This window comes from Fenollaria sporofastidiosus, assembly GCF_943169635.2.
Classification (GTDB): Bacteria; Bacillota; Clostridia; order Tissierellales; family Peptoniphilaceae; genus Fenollaria; species Fenollaria sporofastidiosus.
This window is the reverse complement of record NZ_OW968186.1, coordinates 379,412-401,357: the sequence shown is the minus strand read 5'-3', so window position 1 is coordinate 401,357 and position 21,946 is coordinate 379,412. Positions and strand designations below refer to the sequence as shown.

The following is a 21,946-nucleotide window of genomic DNA, read 5'->3' as shown; positions in this document are numbered from 1 at the left end:
CTTTCAAATAATTGTTCCTTGACAACTGAGTAGACCAAAGGTAGGACTTTATCTACTTGTGGAGGATTATGACTTACGCCATGACCTTTCTGCTGAAAGAAATTTTGGTTTTATGAATACTGAGAAATCAAGGAAACAAGAAAGCGAGCGATAAATAAGAATACATAAAAACAGATGTGGCAACCTGTTCGATGAAACAAGTAGTGATAATGATACTTCAATAGTTTAAGCCGGCTCGTCTGGAATAAGAGGCGGAGGTGAGATTCCTATGTTGCTGCCAAGCACCTACCAAAGTCGTTAAACTTAAAATATAGAAGAAAACATATTTTGATTATAGAAAGTTTGTAAAGGAAGGAGTGGTGTCTGTGGATAGTGACTGGAATGGACTGGCTGATTTAATTGCAAATCTGATTACAAAATATGCTGGTGTTTTAGATTTAGATAATCTGCCCGATCCAACGCCAGTAAAAAATCAAGAGATGAAAAATAGTCTTGACATGGCAAAAACACAAATTGAGATGGACTAATAAAAGTGTTATAATATACTTGAAATGATAGTCCAAACTTAAATTCAAAAATCAAAGTTTATATATGATATAGAAAAGTTATATTGAGGGAAGAATACAGTTTACTCGCATGATGGAAGATATAAAATCTGGAAAAGATGGAGTGTCTTTTGTTCTTGTGTTTAAGTTATCAAGATTTGCAAGAAATGCCGCTGATGTTCTTTCTACACTTCAGATAATGCAGGATTATGGAGTTAATCTTATCTGCGTTGAAGATGGCATTGATTCATCTAAAGATGCTGGGAAACTAATGATTTCTGTTTTATCAGCTGTGGCTGAAATAGAAAGAGAAAACATACGTATTCAAACAATGTAAGGTCGCATTCAAAAAGCAAGGGAAGGAAAATGGAATGGTGGCTTTGCTCCGTATGGATATAAACTTGAAGATGGCAAGCTGTTTATAAATGAGGAAGAGGCAGTTGCCATAAGAACGATTTTCGACCAGTATGTAAATACTACGATAGGAGCCAATGGGCTATCTAAATACTTAGAAAATCATGGAATTAGAAAAATTCCAAGACAGAATGGTAAGAATCCTTTGTTTGATGCAGGTCTTATAAGAAAGATATTAAAGAATCCTGTATATAATGGAAAAATAGCATTTGGAAGAAGAACTTTAGAAAAAGTTCATGGTACAAGAAATGAATATAAGCAGGTTGAACAAGATGAATATCTAATATCTGAAGGGATACATGAAGCTATAGTTTCCGATGAAGTTTGGCAAGCTGCTCAGGTTATGCTAAAATCTCAAGCAAAGAAATATGAGCATGTGAATAAAGGAAAAGATACACGCACACACATGCTTTCTGGAATTGTAAAATGCCCGATATGTGGAGTGGGAATGTTTGGGAACAAGTGTATCAAGAAAAAGAAAGATGGCACAAAGTATAAAGACTTTTTATTACTATGGTTGTAAACATAGGCAGATGATAAGAGGTCATAAGCGTACATTCAGTAAGCAAATTAGAGAAGAATTGTTAGATGATGCTGTTGCAGAGGTAATTGTCAAGATTGTAAGTAATCCGAAATTTGTTTCTATGATGCAAGAAAAAATCAACATGAAGGTGGACACCTCTGAAATAGAAAAAGAAATAGATAATTACCAAAAGGAATTGAGGAAGAGTCATTCTACAAAGTTTAAGCTAATTGAGGAAATAGATAATTTAGATGTTGAAGATAAGCATTATAAGAGAAGGAAACAGGATTTAGACGATAGACTATATCGTATGTATGACAAAATAGATGAATTAGAATCATCACTAATTGATGCGAAAGCAAAGAAACAAACCATTGAAGCTGAAAAACTCACAGGAGATAACATATATAAGGTTCTGATCTATTTTGATAAACTCTATAAAGTCATGAATGATGTAGAGCGTAGACAGTTAATTACAGCTTTGATTTCTGAAATTCAAATTTACGAAGAAAAACAACCTAACGGACAATGGCTAAAATCAATTACTTTCAAGCTCCCAATTATAGATGATGACTTGAATATAAGTTTGGACAATGATGAACAAGTTGAAACGGTAGCATTAATGAAAAAAGTGGAGACTGAAAACGAATAAATATCAAGAGTAGTGTATTTATGAGCGTTTTTGAGACTAGGTAAAGGCTCAGGAAAGTCCGTATTTCTTATAGGGCATTGAAGACTGCGTGTGTTATTATGTTTTTAGCGGAGTTACAAATCGGAAGTTGACGAACTGATAATCAACCTGAATTTTTGATATTCATCGCCTATGGCGCTGTAATAAATACACCTATGAAAGGGTGGTTCATTATGAAGAATAATAATTTTGGTGTGTGGAGGACGCACGGTAAATAATCCTACAGAACTAATTATGGAGGACACAGGATGATATTAGAAACATTACTTCCTCAATTAGAATTTCAACCTAACATTGAGGATGCAGTAAAGCAAAAAATGATTAAAAGTAGACGGCAAGTTGAAGAAATCGCAGCAACCGCCTACAGTAGCAACGATTTTGATTTTCCGCTATGCAGACGAATGCCACTAACTCGCTTGGTGGTAGTTATATATTTATTGACGCAAAAGTATGCCGAGTATAAAGCCATTGGTGTAACAGATGAAATTGTTTTGGATACTTTTAGAGATGTCTCACTGCGGGCAAACTTGTACTATAAACAGCATGGCAAAATTGGCATTTCTAAAGATGATGTTATTTGGTTCCGCCACATTATGAATGTGCACATTTTCAAAGTTGGAGTATTGCAATACCAAACATTCAATATGATTTATTTGGACGAGGAAACCATTGGAGAGCCTTATATGGTGTTTTCACAAGAACAGAAACGGACATTGCCCAATGGAGCGCCTGTGATAAATTGCCATATTCAAAAAGGTGCGAATATTAGCGATAGCTTAGTCGAGAAATCTCTTGACCAAGCAAAGGCGTTTTTCAAGGATTGCTTTTCATCTACAGAGTATAAAGCTTTTCTTTGTTATTCTTGGTTACTCTATCCTCCGATGCTAAACATACTTCCAACGGATTCGAATATCAAGCAGTTTGCAAAACACTTTTCTATCATTGGTGCGTGCAACGATTCGGAACAGGCTAAAGAGAATTTATTTGATTACGGCAAGCATAATTTACATTGCAAACCAACAGTTCTACAAAGGATTGCAAAAGGACATAAAGAACTTCTTGGTTATGGGTGTGGAGTAATTATGCTATAGAGTACAGCAAATTCAAGTTTGCAAAGATGCAAACATTGAATAACTTACAAATGACACATGATATCAATGTTATTGCCTCAGGCCATGTTAAGACGGTAGCATTGATGTCTCATATTAATGTAAGAAAACAACGGAAAAAAGAAAGAAGGGTTTGCATGATTACTGAGCGATTAAAGATAAGAAAATTTACTAATAATGATCTAATGGAACTCTATAATCTACTTTCAGATGAAGATGTCATGGAATTTATAGAACCGCCTTTTTCATGGGAAAAAACAGCGAATTTTCTAAATAGTGTTGCACTGATTGATTCTCCTTTGATCTATGCGGTAGAGGATTTTAATCAGAACTTTATCGGATATGTAATATTTCATGAGTATGACAAAGACTCCTTCGAACTTGGTTGGATAATGAATAAGAGATACTGGGGGAAAGGATATGCCAATGAATTAACAAAAGCTTTTATAAAGCGTAGTTCAGAGATAGGGAAAAACTTGATTATTGAGTGTGACCCGAATCAAGAAAAGACCAAACGAATTGCGGTGAAAAATGATTTTGAATTTATTGGAGAAAGTGATGGCTGCAGTGTATTCAAAAGAAAGCTGATTAATAAGATTTGAAAAGGTGGCAAAGTAAGAAATTGGAAGTTAGGAGGAGATGAAGCTGCATGAAAGAATATATCGTGAGTTTAGAAAAAGAATTTTCGTTGATAGAAAATGGCTTCAAAGAGGAAGAAAAAAGAGCCTTTGCTGATTATAAATCTAATGATAATGAGCATAGTAAAAAAATGGCGTTTTTAGCCTATAAATCCAATGTATATCAAGTTAGATTGTATGGTGTATTTCTTTTTGGATACTTGTCAGAACAAGATGATATTTTAGCATTTATGCGAGATGAAGTTTCCAAAGACGATAATTGGAGAGTTCAGGAAGTCTTGGCAAAGGCATTTGATGAATTTTGTAAGAAAATAGGATATGAAAAAGCACTTCCAGTAATTGATGAATGGTTAAAAAATAATAATCCTAATACAAGGAGAGCAGTAACAGAGGGATTAAGAATATGGACGAGCAGACCATATTTCAAAGATAATCCAAATGAAGCTATCAGACGAATTGCTGCATTGAAAGAAGATACGAGTGAATATGTTAGAAAGTCAGTAGGAAATGCTTTGAGAGATATTAGTAAAAAATTTCCAGAGCTAATCAAAGAGGAACTTTATAACTGGGAGTTAGAAAGTAAAGAAATAAATCAAGTGTACAAGTTAGCGAGTAAGCTTATAAGCTGACAACTCCCAGTTTGTCGAGGCAATACCTTTTAACGATAATCTTAAGCTATCGTTAAAAGGTTTATGGATATATTCCCACATACGAACGTAGCTACTTGACATACTTAGTGTTTACTCGTTTCATATCGAATCAATTGTGCGACTTGAAAAAATATAAGGAGGAAATTATGATAAAGAAAATAGGAATTGTTAGCTTATCTAGTGGTGTTTTGGGGGAAAGTTTTGTTGAGCATGAAGTAAAAATAGGATTAGACAGATTAAATAAGCTAGGTGTAGAGGTAGAGTTTTTACCCAATTCTCTGAAAGGCATAGATTTTTTAAAGAATCATCCAGAAGCTAGGGCAGACGATTTGATACTTGCTTTTGAAGATGACACTATTGATATGATTTTATGTGCTATTGGTGGAGAAGATACTTATAGATTAGCACCTTATTTGTTCGAAGGCGATAGATTAAAAAATATTGTCAAACAAAAACTTTTTTTAGGCTTTTCTGACTCAACAATAAATCACTTTATGCTAAATAAACTTGGCATAAAAACATTTTATGGTCAGGCTTTCTTGACAGATGTATGCGAACTATCTGATAACATGTTAGCTTATACAGAAAAATACTTTTTAGAACTTATAAAAACAGGGAAAATAAAAGAGATACACCCTAGTGAAGTTTGGTATGAGGAAAGGGAAGATTTTAGCGAGAAAGCTATTGGCGTAGAAATGAAAAGTCATATTAATATTGGGTTTGAGCTTTTAAGAGGAAATCCTATATTTAGTGGGAAAATTTTAGGCGGATGCATAGAATCAATATATGATATGTTCGATAATTCTTTATTTGAAGATACAGTAGAAATTTGTAGTAAATATGATTTATTTCCAAGTCTTGAGGCATGGGAGAATAAGATTTTACTTATAGAAACAAGCCAAGAAAAAACAAAACCAGATTTATATAGGAAAATGATACTTGCTCTAAAAGACTACGGCTTGTTTGATGTATTGTCGGGAATACTAGTAGGGAAACCTCAAAATGAAGTCTATTATGATGAGTATAAATCTATTTTATTAGAAGAAATTACTAATAAAGACTTACCTATTGTCTATAATATAAATATTGGACACTCAACTCCAAGATGTATAATTCCTTTTGGGGTAGAAGCAAAAGTAGATGTAAGTAAACAAACAATCTCCTTTAATTATTAAACAAATAGGAGTTTATATGGAGGTCATGAATGGATTACAAGGAAATAGATGCTTCACAAATTGATCTTTTGTGGGAACTTCAAAAGCAATATAAAGCAGAAATAGGAGAGGATATACCGAATGATATATCCAAGAAACGTCTGAAAGATGCAATCAGCAAAGGGGAAATATTATTTTTCGGAGCATGGGAAGGCGATGCATTGGTAGGCTGCTGTTCAATAACAGTTGGTTTTTCAACTTTTGACTATATGCCAAGTGGAATATTTGAAGATTTTTTCATATGTCCTGACTTTCGTCATAAAGGAATAGCACGCCAGCTAGTCCAATTTGCATATAGGTCAAGTGCTATAAGTTCAATGACTGTTGCTTGTGCACAATGCGATATACAAATGTATAAATCACTTGGATTTTCAATTCAGCTTGGAAACTTGTTTGCATTTGAACCATAAGTTACGCATCTTAGATGAGAAAGTATATAAAGGAGAAAACTATGGAAAATAATTGCGCTATTATTAACGATAAAAAAGCATTTAGATATAGAGCGGCAGCCATCATAGTCGAAGAGGGCTCTGTGCTACTTGCAAGAAATGATGAGGACGACTATTACTACTCAGTTGGCGGAGCGGTTCACATGGGCGAGACATCAGAAGAAGCCGTGAAGAGAGAAGTATTTGAAGAGACAGGCCTTAATTACGAGGTAGATCACCTTGCTGTAATACATGAGAACTTCTTCATCGGAAGCTCTGGCTTAAAAGGAGTGGACTTCCATGAGCTTACATTCTACTATATGATGAAGCCCATGGGCAAAAGAAACTTTACGAGCCAAAGCACTACAGAGTCAGGTGCTAAAGAGACAATGCATTGGGTGCCGATAGATGAGCTCGATAAGTGCGAGGCGTACCCAACATTTATGAAAAAATATCTTAGCTCGGAGCATAAATGCGTAGAGCATATAATTACAGATGAAAGGGTTTAATGGTTGGATTTGCTCAGTTGTACAATATGAATAATAATTAAAAATTTGAGGTATTAAAATGAAAAACTATAAAAAGATTAGAATAATTACTTTAATTTCACACTTACTTATAATATCTTTCATAGCATTATTTATTAAATTTGAAGGAAGATTTAATTATATCTATGATATACATCTTTTGAAAAATACTCAAAGTAGACTTATAGATTTAATATTTGCCTTACTGCTTTTAGCTCACTTTATATTAATTGTAATCAATCTTGTAGCTTTATTGAAAATAGCTTTAAAAAAACAATTGAAAGCTGTAGATTTATTCTACTCCTTATATCCTGTTTTGATCCTTTTCATAATTACAGGATTTGATATCAATAATTTAATAAATATTATAATAACACCATTTAATATAATTATTAATTTACTCACAAATGGTATAGTGTAAACGAAAGAGGAAAAATTATGATTATAGACAGTTACGATATAGACACAGAGCCACTTATAAGTCTAGAACATTTTTATGGCGAGAAGAAAAATTTAATAGATAAATGCTTGGTAATATTTTCAAAAAGCATAGTAGAATATTTACTCGATAATTTTGAGTGCCAAGAAATTGCTAGAGTAGACTCAGCGAATGGCTCAATGCCAATATATAAAAGCCATTTTGAAGGTCAAGAATTTGCCTTCTACCTTAGCATGATGGGCTCGGCACTTGCTTCATCAAGCTGCGCTGAAGTCAACTGGCTTACAGGTGCGAATAAATTTATTATGTTTGGATCTTGCGGCAGCCTTGACAAGGAAAAGACTCTTGGCAAGTACATTGTACCAACAGAGGCTTACAGGGGTGAAGGAGCATCTTATTATTATGCCGCTCCTTCAGATTACATTGCTATTAAAAACCATGATGAGCTTGAAGAATTTTTTATCAAGGAAAAAGCTCCCTATATTAATGGAAAGGTCTGGACTACAGACGTTATGCTTCGTGAGACGCGCGCTCTTGTCGCAAAGAGAAAGTCAGAAGGCTGCATAGCAGTAGAGATGGAGCTTGCAGGCGTACAAGCAGCTTGTGATTTTTATGGCTTTGAGCTTTATAATTTTCTTGAAGCAGGAGATGTTTTAGATGAGAGCTCTTATGAGGTAGAGGGACTTAATAGCGCCAACCACGATCTTGGGAAATTGTATTTGGCATTGAAATTATTAAAAGAAATATAAGGAAAATATAGTTAAAGTAAACATGATACAATGTGTTTACAATAAACAGGGAGGAATTTTTATGGATTTAGAATTTATTTTCAATCACGTAATAAGTGGATATCTGCCTATTATGGCATTACTAATATTATATTTTATAATATTAAAATCATTTGGCAATACGCCAAGCAAAGGACATATAATTTTGACTTTTATATTTTCTTTTTATCTTGTTGGAGTCTTGTCTGCAACAGGTGTTTGTTTAAAAGCAAATTTTTCACCGAGATTTTCAATGCTACCTTTTATAGATATGATTAGAGGACCAAAAGATACAATTTTAAACGTAATTTTTTTTCTTCCATTAGGAATTTTTCTGCCATTACTCTATGAGCAATATAATAGCTTATCCAAAGTTTTTTTGCTTGGATTTCTATTTTCATTGTCTATAGAAATCATTCAAATGTTTGGATTTGGGACTACAGATATAAACGACTTGATTACGAATACTTTTGGAGCAGTACTAGGTTATGGAATATATGAATTACTTAGTAGATCATTTTCCGATTCATTGCTTGGAAAATTTCAGACAAAAGGCAAATATAGCCTATATGAGACAGTAATTCTGTGGACTATTACTATATTGATTATGCTGACTATCCAGCTTTATATCTACGATATTCTATTTGCATCTAAGATGAGTGGAGAAATTCATAAGTGGTGATATTCTATAGATAGGCAAGCTTATAAAATGGCGTAGAGCATATAATTACAGATGAAAGGATAATGGATTAATTATAGCATGAAATTTATTGTAAAAGAAATTATAGATAAAAAAGAAAAAGAAAATATCGCAAGAGAAGTGCTTAATGATTTGCCAGAATGGTTCGGCTTGCCCGAGAGCACAGAAAACTACATTAAAGAGTCACAAGAAAAGCCGTTCTTAGCAAGCTTTTATAAGGACGAGCTAGTAGGCTTTGTCGTTCTTGGCGCAAGTAGCCACGACTGTGCAGAGATCTTTGTCATGGGCGTGAAGAAAAAGTTTCATCATCATGGAGCTGGAAGAGAGCTAAATAAGGCCTATGAAGACTTAGCAAAGAGCTTAGGCTACACTTACACACAGGTAAAAACCGTTCAGTCCGGCCATTACGATGATTACGACATAACGAATAAATTTTACAAAGCGCTCGGATATAAAGAATTAGAAGTCTTCCCGGATTTATGGGACGAGAACAACCCTTGTCAAATATATGTAAAGTATTTGGGTGAGTGAAAAGAGTATGAAGAATATATCAAGAAGTAGAGTCTTGATGAATTTGAATTTAGTATAGAAAACACAGCAAAATCAGCAATATAGCTAATGTAAAAAGCTTTTGACACAGAAAAAATATACAAATGTAAAGAAGCTTTGATAGAAATAATACAAGATCTCTAATATAATTATCATGAAAGGAGGTATGGATTTTATGGAGCTTGGCAATCATATTAAACACTACAGAAATGAAAAAGGTTTATCTCAGGAAGAACTTGCAGAAAGAGTATATGTTACGAGACAAACTATTTCGAATTGGGAAAACAATAAAAATTATCCTGATATAAATAGCATTGTATTACTAAGCGAAGTTTTTGAAATATCAATTGATAATTTAATTAAAGGAGATCTAGAACAAATGAAAAATGAAATTAACTCAGAAGAAGTTAAAAAATTGAACTTCTATGCAACAATGATGGGAATTCTTATGCTAGCAGCATTTATTTCTCTTATGCCACTACTTAAATTTATTGGCTTGTATGGCTTTATTCCATATTTTGTATTAGTGGCTTGTGCTATGTTTTTTGCAATCAAAGTTGAGAAAATCAAGAAAGATAATGATATTCAAACATACAAGGAGATTGTAGCTTTCACCGAAGGCAAAAGATTAGACGAGATACAAAAAATTGAAGAAAGAGCAAAAAGACCATATCAAAAAATTATAGACGGATTTTTATGGGCAGCAATAGCTCTATTGATTGTAGGAATTACGATTTTTATACTTAGATTATTTAATTAGAATAAAACGAAGAGGCGATAGAAATTAAAATCTATCGCCATTTTTGTATCGCTTTTTAAGTAAAACTACTCCTTAATCAATTTTTTGTAAACTTTTTCCACTTCATCAGCCAGATTTTTGTACGCCTTATCACTTCTTGAGCAAGCACCCTCTATAAGCAAGTCAAAATCCTCTTTGATGTACTCTTCCAATTTCTTATCAGAAAGAATTTCCTTAATGTCAGCGCCAGCTTCTAAACCATTCTTTTTTAATAATTCATACAAATCATGCGCATTCATCCCTTTAAGCTCAGCCTTTGTGTAAGCGTGTTCATCCTTATTTGCACAAGCAGCAGATGTTAAAACTATAAGCATCAAAGAAAGAAGAAGAGCAATAATTCGTTTAGATTTATACATAAAACACCTCCTATAAAACATATGAATCTTCTTTGCATTATTATACTACTTTACCATGTTCATGTCAATTGTTCCGCAAAATGAGATACATCATTCCGGCAGCCTTGCTATTGTTCCGATAAAATGATAAAATAAATTATATACTTAGAAAATAGACTTAACAAGTAATTTAGGTGGTGAGTTAATGAACATAACTAGAATCAATACCTACAACGACCATCGCTTCAGTCAAGAAGCGCTTAATCAGCACGGCTGCTACATTGTAAATGGCGATGTACCCATAGAGATCAAAATCATATCACAGAGCGAGGCTATTATAATAGGAGATGAAGCCTACTTCGACGAGGTCATAGACGAGTTTCGCTTCAACGCAGAGCATATCACAAAGTTTTACGACGAGAGCGGCAAAATCGTGAAGAAATTCAAAGACCTAGAGCTATTTAAGCTTGATATAGACAAAATCCAGCCAATACAGTTCTTCGTCGATAGAGATAAATTAGAAGCAGTAAAGAACTTTGTTACGAGAGAAGAAGACGTGATTATACCAGTTGCTATGCACGATGGCACATACACATCCCTAGACGGCCATACACGCCTCTACCTTGCATATATCCTCGGCTTTAAGCACGTCTACGCTTATTTTAGCCAAGACTTCGATAGCTTCGACTACTTCTTTGAAGAAGCAAGAAAAAGAAATATATACACAGCAAAAGATTTGATCTTGCTTGATCATGAGGAATATGTAGATAAGTGGGATAAGTTTTGTGATGAGTATTATTCGACGAGAGAGTGAGTAGGTGGGGTGTTGTTTTGATAAAATAAGAATGATATTAATACAAGGTAATAAGCTTAACAAATCACATTGGAATTTTGTTTATAAATATAGTATAATGGACTTATAAAATGAGTCCATTTTTTAATTTTTTAGGAATAAAATGTGTTAGAATCTATAGGGAAGGATAGGTGTTTAGTATATGAACTTGCTAGAGATGGCAGCTGGAAATCAGTTAAAGAAAACTGGTGAAAAGAAAAAATTATCAATACGTAATCAAGTTGATGATAAATATGATGTTTATGCGATACCGTTAGAATACTTATATTATAATAATCAAAATGGTCGTATTAATACTATGTATAAAAAATATAGCTCAACTAATGGTTTGCTAAGTCCAAAACCTGGGAAATCAGATTACAATAAGGTTTTTGAGCAATTTATATACGAATCAAATGTGCAAGCAATGAAAGATACTAAACTTTCTATCGAAGAAAAATCTCAGCAAGAGCCAGGTGTAGTTCTTCCAGATGGCAGGGTTATTGATGGTAATAGAAGGTTAACAGCTCTAAGAATGATTGAAAGAGATAAAAATATAGCACAATATTTCAATGCTGTAATATTACCACTGAATGCAAATTTAAAATCTGATGAAAAAAGCATTAAAGAGCTAGAGTTAGATTTGCAGTTGGGTCGCGAGGAAAGAGTTAATTATGACCCGATTGATCGTATCTTTGATGTTTACAACACTATAGAAGTTGAAAAGCTAATGACTATTGATGAGTATAAAAAAGCATCTGGCGCTAAGAGCACTAAAGGTATTAATAGAGATATAAGATTAGCGGAATTAATCATAAAATTTATTGAAATTGTATCTCCGGGAGGCAATCCTATTGATAAATTTTATTTAGCAAGAGATTTAAAGCTTGATGGACCTATAGAAGAGATAGAAAACACTATCACTAAATTAAAATCAAAGAATAAAGAAGCTATAAAAGAGGCTGCTTTGGTATATATGATATCATCTAAGGTTGGCGAAGATCAAAAAGATACAACCCGTGTTATGAGAGATTTAAAACAGAATGTGCTTCAAGACCATGATAGATTGCAACACTTTTTAGATGCTGCTGATGAAAAAGTTGATGTTATTATGGATGCATTTGAACAGAGTCCACTAAAATCTGCTAACGAGTTAAAAACTGTACTTAGTCAAGATATTGGAGCACAAAAGAGTGTAGACTCACTAGTAAGATCTACAAATATAATTATAAATAAAGGTAAAATTATAAATGAAAGAACTAAAGCATTGGTAGAGCTAGAAAATGTTAGAGATTCTTTATCAGAGATTGATGCAGAAGATTTTGCAGAACTAACTGCAGATGAACATATACAAGCAAGAGAGTATATTAAAGATATTAATGATATTTTATATCGCTTAAATAAGGATATATAATTATGGCATTTTCCAATGAATTAAAGAAAAAAATTAAACCAGAGTATACTAGTAATCTAGTCGAGGGATTTTACAGACCACTGCTTAGAGAAGCTGAGCTATATCAACGTGTTTCTGGCTATTTTAGCACGTCTGGTTTGGATTTGTATTCAGACAGCTTAGAAGAGCTAGCAAAAAATGGCGGTAATTTAGAATTTATTATTTCAAAAGAAATAAGTAAGGAAGACTATGACAGGATTAAAGTGGGATATGATTTACTAGAAGAGGTAAAACCATTAAAGCTAGCAGAAAGAAATGAAAGGCTTACACTAAAAACTCAAGAGCAGCTTGGAAACTTAGCTTTTATGATTGCCATGGGAAGAGCAAGGATAAAAATTGCTCTTACTAATAGAGGAATTTTTCATGATAAATTTGGCATTATTTCATCTGGAAATGAAAAAGTATTTTTCAATGGATCTGTCAATGAAACAAAAAGCGGTATGAACATAAATTATGAAAGTATCAGCGTTGATACGTCTTGGGATATTAGTGACAGTGTTCAGTCTAGAATAAAGTCTAATCAGGAACGATTTGAAAGATTATGGAACGATCAAGAAGAAGGAGTAACGGTAGTAGAAGTTTCTGATATAGCTTATGAAGAAATTGCTAAATATCAATCACAATCAACAATAGTTAATATAGACAGACTTAATGACAATGAGACAGAATATGATCAGCATCCAAATTCAATTATCTTTAAGTTAATAGATGGAGTTGTAATTAGAGATGATAGAACTGATATACAGTTAACAGCAAGTGATAGAAAATTAAAACCAGGCAGCGACATATCTATATTTTTCGAGGAAGATAATTCGACTATAAGTAAAGATACAACTTATAGAGATATAGAAAGGATTATTACAGTTACTAAAGAAAGAGCTGAAAGAAAAGGTTTAGAAGTCATTGTAAGTAAAGCAGTATCAGAGTACTTACAACAATACAAATATTCAATAGAAAAATACAAGATATTAGGTGATGTATATAAAGGTGAATTAGATGAGTTCCCTAACGATAAGAAAATATCTTATCAAGAGTTTTCTGAAATTGTTCAATCAGAAGTAACTAGGCCGCTTTATGAACTACATTTAAGATCAGCTTATTTTATGTATGAAATGGCTAGAGCAGCAAACTTCTCTGTTCCTGGGGCAGGTAAAACAGCTATGCTTTTGGGGGTTTTTGCTTATTTAAATAGAGATGATGCTCCAGCTAATGAAAGGATAGATAGAATACTTGTTGTTTCCCCTCTTAATGCATTTGATAGCTGGAAGAGAGAGTTTGAAGCTGTTTTTGGCAATAAAAAATTTCTTAGGTCAATAGACTCACAAACATCAGCAGATTTTAGTTATGATTTATCAATTAATTGGGGAGTTAGTAACTTAGTATTAGTTAACTATGAGTCTCTACCTAAATATTTAACAAAATTAGAGCAAAACATTGACATGAACACAATGCTTGTATTTGACGAAGTTCACAGAATAAAAAATCCTAATGGCAAAAGAGCAGAAAAAGCTTTAGAGCTATCTAAAAAGCCTAAGTTTAAGTATGTATTAACAGGTACACCTATTCCTAATACTTATCAAGATATTTATAATTTTCTTCACATATTATATGGTAATGAGTATAATTCATATTTTGGATGGGATTCTACTTTTCTATATAATCCAAAAATGAGACAAATTGAAGAAATTAATAAAAAACTATATCCATTCTTCTGGAGAACTAATAAAAATGATTTAAATGTTCCAAAAGCTGAAGATGACAATATTATAAGAGTGAATCCAAGCCCAGAACAATTGGCTTTAGCTGAATATATATATTCAAAAGAAGACTCAAGCTTGGCACAATTAATTAGATTGATTCAAGCTTCAACTAATCCATCTCTTGTAAATAAGGCAATCGATTATAAGGAACTAATGTCATATGACGATGATGGTGATATATACGCTATCTCAGAGTCAGAGTTTAACTCTCTATTAAATGAGAATGGCAATGCTAGTATAGATAACTCTTATCTAGATATAGATGTTGACAATATGATTTCTCCAAAATTTACTGAAGGGATTAATCTAGTCCAACAACTTGTTAGTGAAGGTAAAAAAGTTTTAGTTTGGGGAATATTTATTGATACGCTGTATAAAATTAGAGATGCTTTAAAAGATAAAGGGATTAAGGTTAATTTAGTCTATGGTGGAACTAATAAACTTGAAAGAAGCTTACTAATAGATGAGTTTAGAGATGGAGATGTCCAAGTATTGGTATCAAATCCACAAACTTTAGGTGAGTCAATCTCATTACATCAAACAGTTCATGATGCAGTTTATTTTGAATATAATTTCAATTTGACATTTATGTTGCAATCAAGAGATAGAATTCATCGTTTAGGTCTTGATCAAAATCAATATACAAGATATTACTATCTACAAACAGCAGCAGAGCCATTGGAGAGTTATCGCCCTGGATATATAGATGAGAAAATATATAGACGATTAAAAGAAAAAGAAAGAATGATGTATGAAGCAATCGATGACAAGAATTTATCGATAGAATATAGCGAAAAAGAAATACTTGAAGCAATTAAAATTATTGATGAAGAAAGGCAAAGAATAAATAAAAACCATGAGTAATTCAAAAATAAAAGTTGTTGATCTATTTGCAGGTGTAGGAGGATTTCACCTTGGATTATCAAGAGCAAGCGAGCAATATGAAGTGGTTTGGGCTAATCAATACGAGCCATCTAGGAAAAATCAGTTTGCTTATAATATATATATAAAGAACTTTCCTAAAACGCAAATAAGCAATGAAGATATTACAAAAGTAAATAAAGACGAAATACCAGACATGGACTTATTAGTGGCAGGCTTCCCTTGTCAAGACTACTCAGTTGCAACATCTGGCGCAAAAGGTATTGTCGGGAAAAAAGGCGTGCTTTGGTGGGAGCTTCGCAAGGTAATAAAGCACAAGGAGCCGAAATATTTATTATTTGAAAATGTAGATAGGCTCTTAGCTTCACCAGGAGTAAAAACAAAAAAGACTGGACGCGATTTTGGAATTATACTAAGAACATTATCAGATCTTGGATATGGAGTTTCTTGGAAAATGATAAATGCTGCAGATTATGGATATCCTCAGCGTAGAAGAAGAACTTTTATATTTGCATATAGAAATGGAAGTAATTTTTATGAAACTGTATCTAATATTGTAAAAAAAGATGACGATACAATAATCGAATTTATAAAAGATATGGCTCCACTATCAAGTACTATGAATAATGAGTCTGTATCTAATCTGACAAAAATTGACCTAAACACATTTAATAATTTAACAGAATTTTCAAATGATTTTTTCGTTAAAAAAGGATTTAAAAAAACTGGAGTTATGTTTGAAGGCAAAGTCTATATGGCAGACTATGTGCCAAAATGCAGAAAAGAGGCCGCTCTTAAAGATTTGCTATTAGAAAATATAGAAGATGAGAAATTTTATTTGGACTCTGACAAAATTGAAAGATTTAAGATACAGAAAAAAGGGTTCCGTGAGATAAAAAAATCACCTAAGGGATATGAATATAAATATGGTATGGGTAGCATGCAATTTCCAGATCCAATAGATAGACCAGCAAGAACTATAGTTACATCTGAGTCTACTGTATCTAGGATGAGTCATGTAGTTAGAGATCCGGGCAACAATCGTTTAAGAGTGCTTTCACCTGTAGAAACAGAGAGAATAAATACATTTCCAGATGATTGGACTAAACTCGATGGAGTATCAAATTCACACAGATATTTTACTATGGGCAATGCGCTTGTAGTTGATTTAATCAAAGAAATCGGAGAAGAAATGCTTGATATAATCAATGCAGATTGATTTAAAGCACTTATATAAACAAAGGAGAAAACATGGCAATTTTAAGAATTATTCTTCCCTTGCTCATAGTCTGCGTAGTAGTTGTTTACATGATTTACACAGCTAAGAAAAGGCAAGGCACTGACAAGGGCGAAAAAACAGAAGAAACCTACATGTCTGAGGGCATGGCTATAGGTATGTGCTTAGGAATTGCTGTATCCATAGCAATGGATGCTGACAATATCGCCATCGGCTTGTCGGTCGGCATGATGCTTGGCATGAGTGTCGGTATGAGCATTAAAAAGAAATAAAATTAATAATTTAATTTTTAGTATGATAAATACTCTCTTTACTATTTGTTCGGTAAAGAGGGTATTTTTTTAATTAAATATATACATTTCAATATAAAAATTATTAATTTGTCACGATTAGACTTTTGTTTGTTTTTCTAAAAACTGCTATTGACAATAATTATCAATGTTGATACAATAATACCGACAGTAGTGTCGGTATGGAGGTGATTATGAAATGAAAATGGAAGCTGATGAAAGAAAAAAGCAGATTAGACAAGCAGCTATGAAAGTCTTTTTGGACAAAGGGTTTAGAAATACAGTTATGAACGACATTATGGAAGCTACTGGGCTTTCTAGAGGTGGTTTGTATCATCATTATGGTTCTACCTATGAAATTTTATTTGATATTATGTTGGATGGTAATTTAAATAGAAAGGATATTATTCAAAAATCAATTTATGATGAAGGTTTAATATTAAGTCCACAGTTGTTTTCAAGAATGATTATAGACAAGATACTTGCAGATAATGATTATGTAAAGCTTTATGTTATGTTTTTATGTGAGTTAAAAGAAAATGATGATCTGAAAGAACTATATGTGAAAATAAAAAAAGAGTCCATACAAGTATTTAAAGAATTATTTTATAGTTTGTTTAAAGAGTTGCCGTCTGATGAGACATTTGAGTTTATGATTAATATCATGAATTCCGGATTGATGGCTTGCGAAATTTTGAATGCGCGTGAGAATTTTATAAAAAATAAGAAATATCTAACTGAAATGATAGAGACTTATTTTACAAATGTTATGAAAAAAGATGATGAAAGGAGTTAAATTTATGGATCTATTAAAAAAATACATTAAGAGAAATAAAACACCATATTTTATTTCTGTGTTATTTGCAATACTTGGAGTAATTTCAAATCTTTTTGTATATATTATTCTAAGTAAGGTGATTATATCATTGATTGATGGTAGTCAAGATTTTTATTACTATATAAATAAAATTTTCTTGATACTTTCATGTCTTATAATCAAAGAAGTGTTCGTATTTTTGTCTACAATGATTTCCCATAAAACAGCCTATCAAATAATACGAGATATAAGAAAAAGCCTTATGGAAAAATTATTTAATATGCCATTAGGAGATATATTGAATGAATCTACTGGTAAGTTAAAAGACATAATTGTAAATCAAGTCGATAATACTGAAACAACATTGGCTCATATGATACCTGAGATGACAGCTAATTTAGTCGGACCTATAATATTATTTGTTTACATGTTAATTTTAGATTATAGACTAAGTTTAATATCTTTAATTCCATTAGTTATTGGTGGATTTTTTATGGCAGGGCCGATGAAAAGAATGAAGGTAAAGTTTCCACAAGCAGTTAAAATTGGCCAAGATATGAATAATTCCGTGGTTGAATATATAAATGGAATAGAAGTTATTAAAACATTTAATCAAGGCGAAAAATCTTATAAAAAATACAGGGATAATGTGTATAAAAAAGCAAATTATTATTACGATTGGATGGGAGAAAATACAAGAGACTATGCGATAAGTATGTCTATTGCCCCAGTTGGTATTTTGACAATTATACCTTTTGGTTTATATTTCTTCATGAATGGTTCACTAAATGGTGGTGTATTTTTAACATTGATAATTCTTTCTTTTGGCACTATTCAAAACATCATGAGAGTAATGACTTTTGAAGATGATATTGGAAGAATGTCAACTATTTTCGAAGAGATTAAAAATATACTTTCTGCGAGAGAATTATCTCATAAAAACGCAAATCTAGATATAAAAAATTATAATATAGAGATTAAAAACGTAGATTTTTCTTATGAAAAAGATAAGCAAGTCCTAAACAATATAAATATAAAGATAGGAGAAGGAAGTGTAAATGCTTTAGTAGGCGAATCGGGTTCGGGAAAGTCGACTATTGCAAAACTAATTTCAGGATTTTGGGACGTAGCTAGTGGTTCTATAAGTATAGGAAATGTAAATATTAAAGATATGTCCCTTGAAAAGTTATCTAGTATTATTTCCTATGTAGCACAAGATAATTTTCTTTTTGATATGTCAATTAAAGATAACATCAGAATAGGAAATAAAAATGCTAGTGATGAGGAAATAATTGAAGTATGTAAGAAATCAGCTTGCCATGATTTTATAATGAAGTTGTCCGATGGATATGATACAAGAGTAGGAGAAGCTGGTAAACATTTATCTGGAGGAGAAAGGCAAAGAATATCAATTGCAAGAGCCATGATAAAGAATGCTCCAATAGTTATTTTAGATGAGGCTACCTCTTATATCGATCCTGAAAATGAAGCCTTGATTCAAGATGCGATATCAGAGCTTGTCAAAGGGAAAACTCTAATTATAATTGCCCATCGTTTAAAGACAATAACAGATGTAGATAATATATTTGTAATTAAAAATGGAGAACTTGCATGTAAAGGAAGTCATGAAGAGCTTTTGAAGGAATCAAAAGATTATAATAATCTATGGATAACTGCATTGAAAGGAGAAAAAGATGCTTAGTGTTTTTAAAAAAATATGGAATTTTTCTAATGAAGAACAAGTGTATATAAAAAAATCAATATTTGCTAATTTTTTTGGTTCTATTTTTAATGCTCTACAATTTGCAGCCATTTATTATGCGATTTTTGGGATAGTAAACAAGGATATAAGTTTCAAAACAATAGGAATATCATGTTTATTTTTATTAGTTAGTATAGCTGGAGTAATTATTTCAAAAAATTTCTCTATGCTCAAACAAACACATGCTGGATATTTTATGGCTGGACACAAGAGAATTGAATTAGGTGAAAAAATAAAAAAAGTTCCCATGGGATTTTTCTCAAGTTTAAGCCTTGGAAATTTAACAACTATTGCAACTACTAACTTAGATAATATAGAGACTTGGGTTCCAACTTTGTATATTATGGTTTTCGGTGGTATGCTTAATGCTATTGTTTTTATCTTATCCTTATTTTTGTTTTCTTATAAGGTTGGTATTGCAGCAATAGTTGGGTCTATTGTATTTTTATTGATTGTTGCTCTTATGCAAAAAAAGTCCAGTAAAAATGCAGATAAGATTCATGAGATTCAGGTATCACTTACCAAAGAAGTCTTATCAACATTGCAAGGAATGCAAATTATAAAATCATACAATCTAAGGGGAAGTAACAATAAAAAACTTGACAAAAGCTTTGATGGTGCAAGTAAATATTCTTTTGATTTAGAAAAAACTATAATGCCATATAGTTTATTAGCTAAAATCATAATAGCTATAACAATTTGTTTGATGTTATTTATATCAATAAAATTGTATTTTGTTGAAAACAGTCAAATAGTCAATACTATTATGATACTTATAGCAAGTTTTGTAATATTTGATGGGCTTATAACGTCTGGCTCTGCTATGGCAATGCTAAGAATGGTTGAGAATGCAATAGATTCTTATTCCTATGTAAATGATATGGAAGATATGAAAGAAGGAAGTATTACAGAGCCAATAAAAAATCACAACATAGTCTTTAAAAATGTATCATTTTCCTATGATGATAGACCAATTTTAAAAAATGTATCAGCAGAGATAAAAGAAAATACTATGACTGCTATTGTTGGACCATCTGGATCTGGTAAGACAACATTTTGTAATCTTATTGCGAGATTTTGGGATGTAAAATCTGGCGAAATTTTAATAGGTGGAAAAAATATTAAGGATTATAAGATAGAAAATCTTATGAATTCTATTTCCATGGTATTTCAAGATGTATATCTATTTGAAGATACAATTGAAAACAATATAAAATTTGGAAAACAAGATGCAAGTCACGATGAGGTGGTTGAGGCTGCAAAAAAAGCAAGATGTCATGAATTTATAGAAGCTTTACCAGAAGGATATAACACTATTATCGGAGAAGGTGGAGCAAGTCTATCAGGCGGAGAAAAACAAAGAATCTCCATAGCAAGAGCCATGCTAAAAGATGCAGATATAATTATCTTTGATGAAGCAACAGCAAATATAGATCCAGAAAATGAAGATAAACTTAAAGAAGCAATAGAATCATTAACAAAAAATAAGACGGTAATAATGATTGCCCATAGACTAAAGACAATTAGAAATGCTGACCAGATTTTAGTCTTAAAAGATGGAGAAATAGTAGAACGTGGAAATCATGAAGAACTGATTAAGAATGATGGACTTTACTCAGATCTGATCAATGCAAAAGCTAAGGCAGAGTCGTGGAAGCTAATAAATTAGAATAAAAAGATAGGTGTTATGGGCCTATCTTTTCTATATGTAAATTGTTTTGTGGTATAATATAATTAATAGGAGTGATATTATGGGACTATTTTCAGATAAAAGAGCAAAAGAAGAAAGGCAAAGAGAGGATAAGCAAAAGTTTATCGAGCGATATAAGCTTGAAGACTTTGACGAAGAAGAGATAGAGGATATGTATAAGACATATAAGGTAACTAGATTTAGTGGCATACAAGGACTAGTTGATCAAAACTGGATTATTATTAAAGAGCTTAACAGGCTTAATAAAAACATCGAAGAGCTAAAGAAGAAGTAATATTTACACAAAGCATCTATAATCATAGGTGCTTTTATTTTGCAAATGTCTTTGAAATTATTAAAAATATTTATTAGCCATAGCTAATGTGATATAATAAAGTAAAAGGAGTGATACCATGTTAATTATAGAGATAATCATTTTATGTGCGCTTTTCTTCGCCCTATGCTACCTCGGAACAGGCACAGATGAGAAGAACCTAAGGAGCTACGCCTCCTACCCAGACGAAGTACAAAGACGCATAAGAGAAGTAGAAGAGTATAAGGGTAAGTTCCACGAAGCTAATATGGTGCGCACATGGCTTGCAAACCTTGTGGTGTTTTTAGTATTATTCATAATTTTCGGATTCTTTATGCACACAAAAGATTTTATGCAAAACTTTATAAACTTACTCATACTAGGCCAAGCGCTAAATGTCTTCGACCTATTAGTCATAGACCTACTTTGGTGGAGAAATGCAAGTCGTATAAGACTAACGAAAGTCCCAGAGAAAGCCTTGTACCTAAGTCCCAAAAAGCACATCCAAGCATTTCTAAGAGCGATTCCTATGTATATAGTCGTCGCAGCAGTGGATGGCTATCTCTTGACATTGTTTTAATG

26 protein-coding genes are annotated in these 21,946 nt (G+C 32.3%); 25 read left to right on the top strand and 1 reads right to left on the bottom strand.

The genetic code is table 11. The annotated features are described in order from the left end of the window. Nucleotides 1-365 precede the first annotated feature (365 nt). From KO172_RS01935 to KO172_RS01875, 15 genes are all read left to right on the top strand, one after another. Complete coding sequence (locus tag KO172_RS01935; protein WP_215491896.1) at nt 366-527, top strand: hypothetical protein; 162 nt, start codon at nt 366-368, stop codon at nt 525-527. A gap of 109 nt (nt 528-636) precedes the next feature. Beyond that, nucleotides 637-882: a recombinase family protein gene (locus KO172_RS08125; RefSeq protein ID WP_346428863.1), complete on the top strand. Its 246-nt coding sequence runs from the start codon at nt 637-639 to the stop codon at nt 880-882. A 6-nt stretch (nt 883-888) separates the two neighbouring features. Further along, nucleotides 889-1,482, top strand: a complete 594-nt coding sequence (locus KO172_RS08120; protein ID WP_374047645.1) for a recombinase family protein — start codon at nt 889-891, stop codon at nt 1,480-1,482. Beyond that, entirely contained in the window at nt 1,412-2,134 is a 723-nt protein-coding gene (locus KO172_RS08115) for a resolvase (protein ID WP_374047636.1), read from the top strand. Before KO172_RS08120 ends, KO172_RS08115 begins: the two co-directional genes overlap by 71 nt. Before the next feature lie 287 nt (nt 2,135-2,421). Then, a complete protein-coding gene (locus KO172_RS01925; protein ID WP_215491895.1) occupies nt 2,422-3,264 on the top strand; it encodes an acyltransferase domain-containing protein in 843 nt (280 codons plus the stop codon). Between the two features lie 35 nt (nt 3,265-3,299). Continuing rightward, the gene (locus KO172_RS01920) at nt 3,300-3,884 is read left to right on the top strand and encodes a GNAT family N-acetyltransferase (RefSeq protein WP_251320105.1); all 585 of its coding nucleotides are present in this window, start codon (nt 3,300-3,302) and stop codon (nt 3,882-3,884) included. 47 nt (nt 3,885-3,931) lie between these two features. Continuing rightward, on the top strand, nt 3,932-4,549 hold the full coding sequence (locus tag KO172_RS01915) for a DNA alkylation repair protein (protein ID WP_215491894.1): 618 nt from the start codon (nt 3,932-3,934) through the stop codon (nt 4,547-4,549). Between the two features lie 167 nt (nt 4,550-4,716). Next, the gene (locus KO172_RS01910; protein WP_215491893.1) at nt 4,717-5,745 is read left to right on the top strand and encodes a S66 family peptidase; all 1,029 of its coding nucleotides are present in this window, start codon (nt 4,717-4,719) and stop codon (nt 5,743-5,745) included. 29 nt (nt 5,746-5,774) lie between these two features. Then, nucleotides 5,775-6,194, top strand: coding sequence for a GNAT family N-acetyltransferase (locus tag KO172_RS01905; RefSeq protein ID WP_215491892.1), 420 nt, complete (start codon nt 5,775-5,777; stop codon nt 6,192-6,194). Nucleotides 6,195-6,235: 41 nt separating this feature from the next. Then, entirely contained in the window at nt 6,236-6,721 is a 486-nt protein-coding gene (locus tag KO172_RS01900) for an NUDIX hydrolase (RefSeq protein WP_215491891.1), read from the top strand. A 58-nt stretch (nt 6,722-6,779) separates the two neighbouring features. Further along, on the top strand, nt 6,780-7,160 hold the full coding sequence (locus tag KO172_RS01895; RefSeq protein WP_215491890.1) for a hypothetical protein: 381 nt from the start codon (nt 6,780-6,782) through the stop codon (nt 7,158-7,160). A 17-nt stretch (nt 7,161-7,177) separates the two neighbouring features. Beyond that, nucleotides 7,178-7,927 carry a nucleoside phosphorylase gene (locus KO172_RS01890; protein WP_215491889.1) on the top strand — a complete coding sequence of 250 codons (750 nt, stop codon included), beginning with the start codon at nt 7,178-7,180 and terminating at the stop codon, nt 7,925-7,927. 61 nt (nt 7,928-7,988) lie between these two features. Beyond that, nucleotides 7,989-8,627: a VanZ family protein gene (locus KO172_RS01885; protein WP_215491888.1), complete on the top strand. Its 639-nt coding sequence runs from the start codon at nt 7,989-7,991 to the stop codon at nt 8,625-8,627. A 78-nt stretch (nt 8,628-8,705) separates the two neighbouring features. Continuing rightward, nucleotides 8,706-9,176, top strand: a complete 471-nt coding sequence (locus KO172_RS01880; protein WP_215491887.1) for a GNAT family N-acetyltransferase — start codon at nt 8,706-8,708, stop codon at nt 9,174-9,176. A 184-nt stretch (nt 9,177-9,360) separates the two neighbouring features. After that, the gene (locus KO172_RS01875) at nt 9,361-9,954 is read left to right on the top strand and encodes a helix-turn-helix domain-containing protein (protein ID WP_309557715.1); all 594 of its coding nucleotides are present in this window, start codon (nt 9,361-9,363) and stop codon (nt 9,952-9,954) included. Between the two features lie 65 nt (nt 9,955-10,019). Here the strand turns inward: KO172_RS01875 and KO172_RS01870 are convergent, their stop codons facing one another. After that, entirely contained in the window at nt 10,020-10,349 is a 330-nt protein-coding gene (locus tag KO172_RS01870) for a hypothetical protein (protein WP_215491886.1), read from the bottom strand. Between the two features lie 184 nt (nt 10,350-10,533). Between KO172_RS01870 and KO172_RS01865 the strand changes: the two genes are divergently transcribed. From KO172_RS01865 to KO172_RS01820, 10 genes are all read left to right on the top strand, one after another. Further along, a complete protein-coding gene (locus tag KO172_RS01865; RefSeq protein ID WP_215491885.1) occupies nt 10,534-11,142 on the top strand; it encodes a ParB N-terminal domain-containing protein in 609 nt (202 codons plus the stop codon). Between the two features lie 181 nt (nt 11,143-11,323). Beyond that, a complete protein-coding gene (locus KO172_RS01860) occupies nt 11,324-12,574 on the top strand; it encodes a ParB/RepB/Spo0J family partition protein (RefSeq protein WP_215491884.1) in 1,251 nt (416 codons plus the stop codon). Nucleotides 12,575-12,576: 2 nt separating this feature from the next. Beyond that, on the top strand, nt 12,577-15,237 hold the full coding sequence (locus tag KO172_RS01855; RefSeq protein WP_215491883.1) for an SNF2-related protein: 2,661 nt from the start codon (nt 12,577-12,579) through the stop codon (nt 15,235-15,237). Continuing rightward, the gene (dcm, locus tag KO172_RS01850; protein WP_215491882.1) at nt 15,230-16,474 is read left to right on the top strand and encodes a DNA (cytosine-5-)-methyltransferase; all 1,245 of its coding nucleotides are present in this window, start codon (nt 15,230-15,232) and stop codon (nt 16,472-16,474) included. The genes KO172_RS01855 and dcm overlap by 8 nt, the downstream gene beginning before the upstream one ends. 32 nt (nt 16,475-16,506) lie before the next feature. Continuing rightward, on the top strand, nt 16,507-16,764 hold the full coding sequence (locus KO172_RS01845) for a glycine zipper domain-containing protein (protein ID WP_215491881.1): 258 nt from the start codon (nt 16,507-16,509) through the stop codon (nt 16,762-16,764). A 217-nt stretch (nt 16,765-16,981) separates the two neighbouring features. Then, nucleotides 16,982-17,578, top strand: coding sequence for a TetR/AcrR family transcriptional regulator (locus KO172_RS01840; RefSeq protein WP_215491880.1), 597 nt, complete (start codon nt 16,982-16,984; stop codon nt 17,576-17,578). Between the two features lie 4 nt (nt 17,579-17,582). Further along, nucleotides 17,583-19,301: an ABC transporter ATP-binding protein gene (locus tag KO172_RS01835; RefSeq protein WP_215491879.1), complete on the top strand. Its 1,719-nt coding sequence runs from the start codon at nt 17,583-17,585 to the stop codon at nt 19,299-19,301. After that, nucleotides 19,294-21,030 (top strand): ABC transporter ATP-binding protein, encoded by a 1,737-nt coding sequence (locus tag KO172_RS01830; protein ID WP_215491878.1) that lies wholly within the window; start codon nt 19,294-19,296, stop codon nt 21,028-21,030. Before KO172_RS01835 ends, KO172_RS01830 begins: the two co-directional genes overlap by 8 nt. Nucleotides 21,031-21,112: 82 nt before the next feature. After that, the gene (locus tag KO172_RS01825; protein WP_215491877.1) at nt 21,113-21,346 is read left to right on the top strand and encodes a hypothetical protein; all 234 of its coding nucleotides are present in this window, start codon (nt 21,113-21,115) and stop codon (nt 21,344-21,346) included. A 118-nt stretch (nt 21,347-21,464) separates the two neighbouring features. Next, a complete protein-coding gene (locus tag KO172_RS01820; protein ID WP_215491876.1) occupies nt 21,465-21,944 on the top strand; it encodes an ABC transporter permease in 480 nt (159 codons plus the stop codon). Nucleotides 21,945-21,946: the final 2 nt, after the last annotated feature.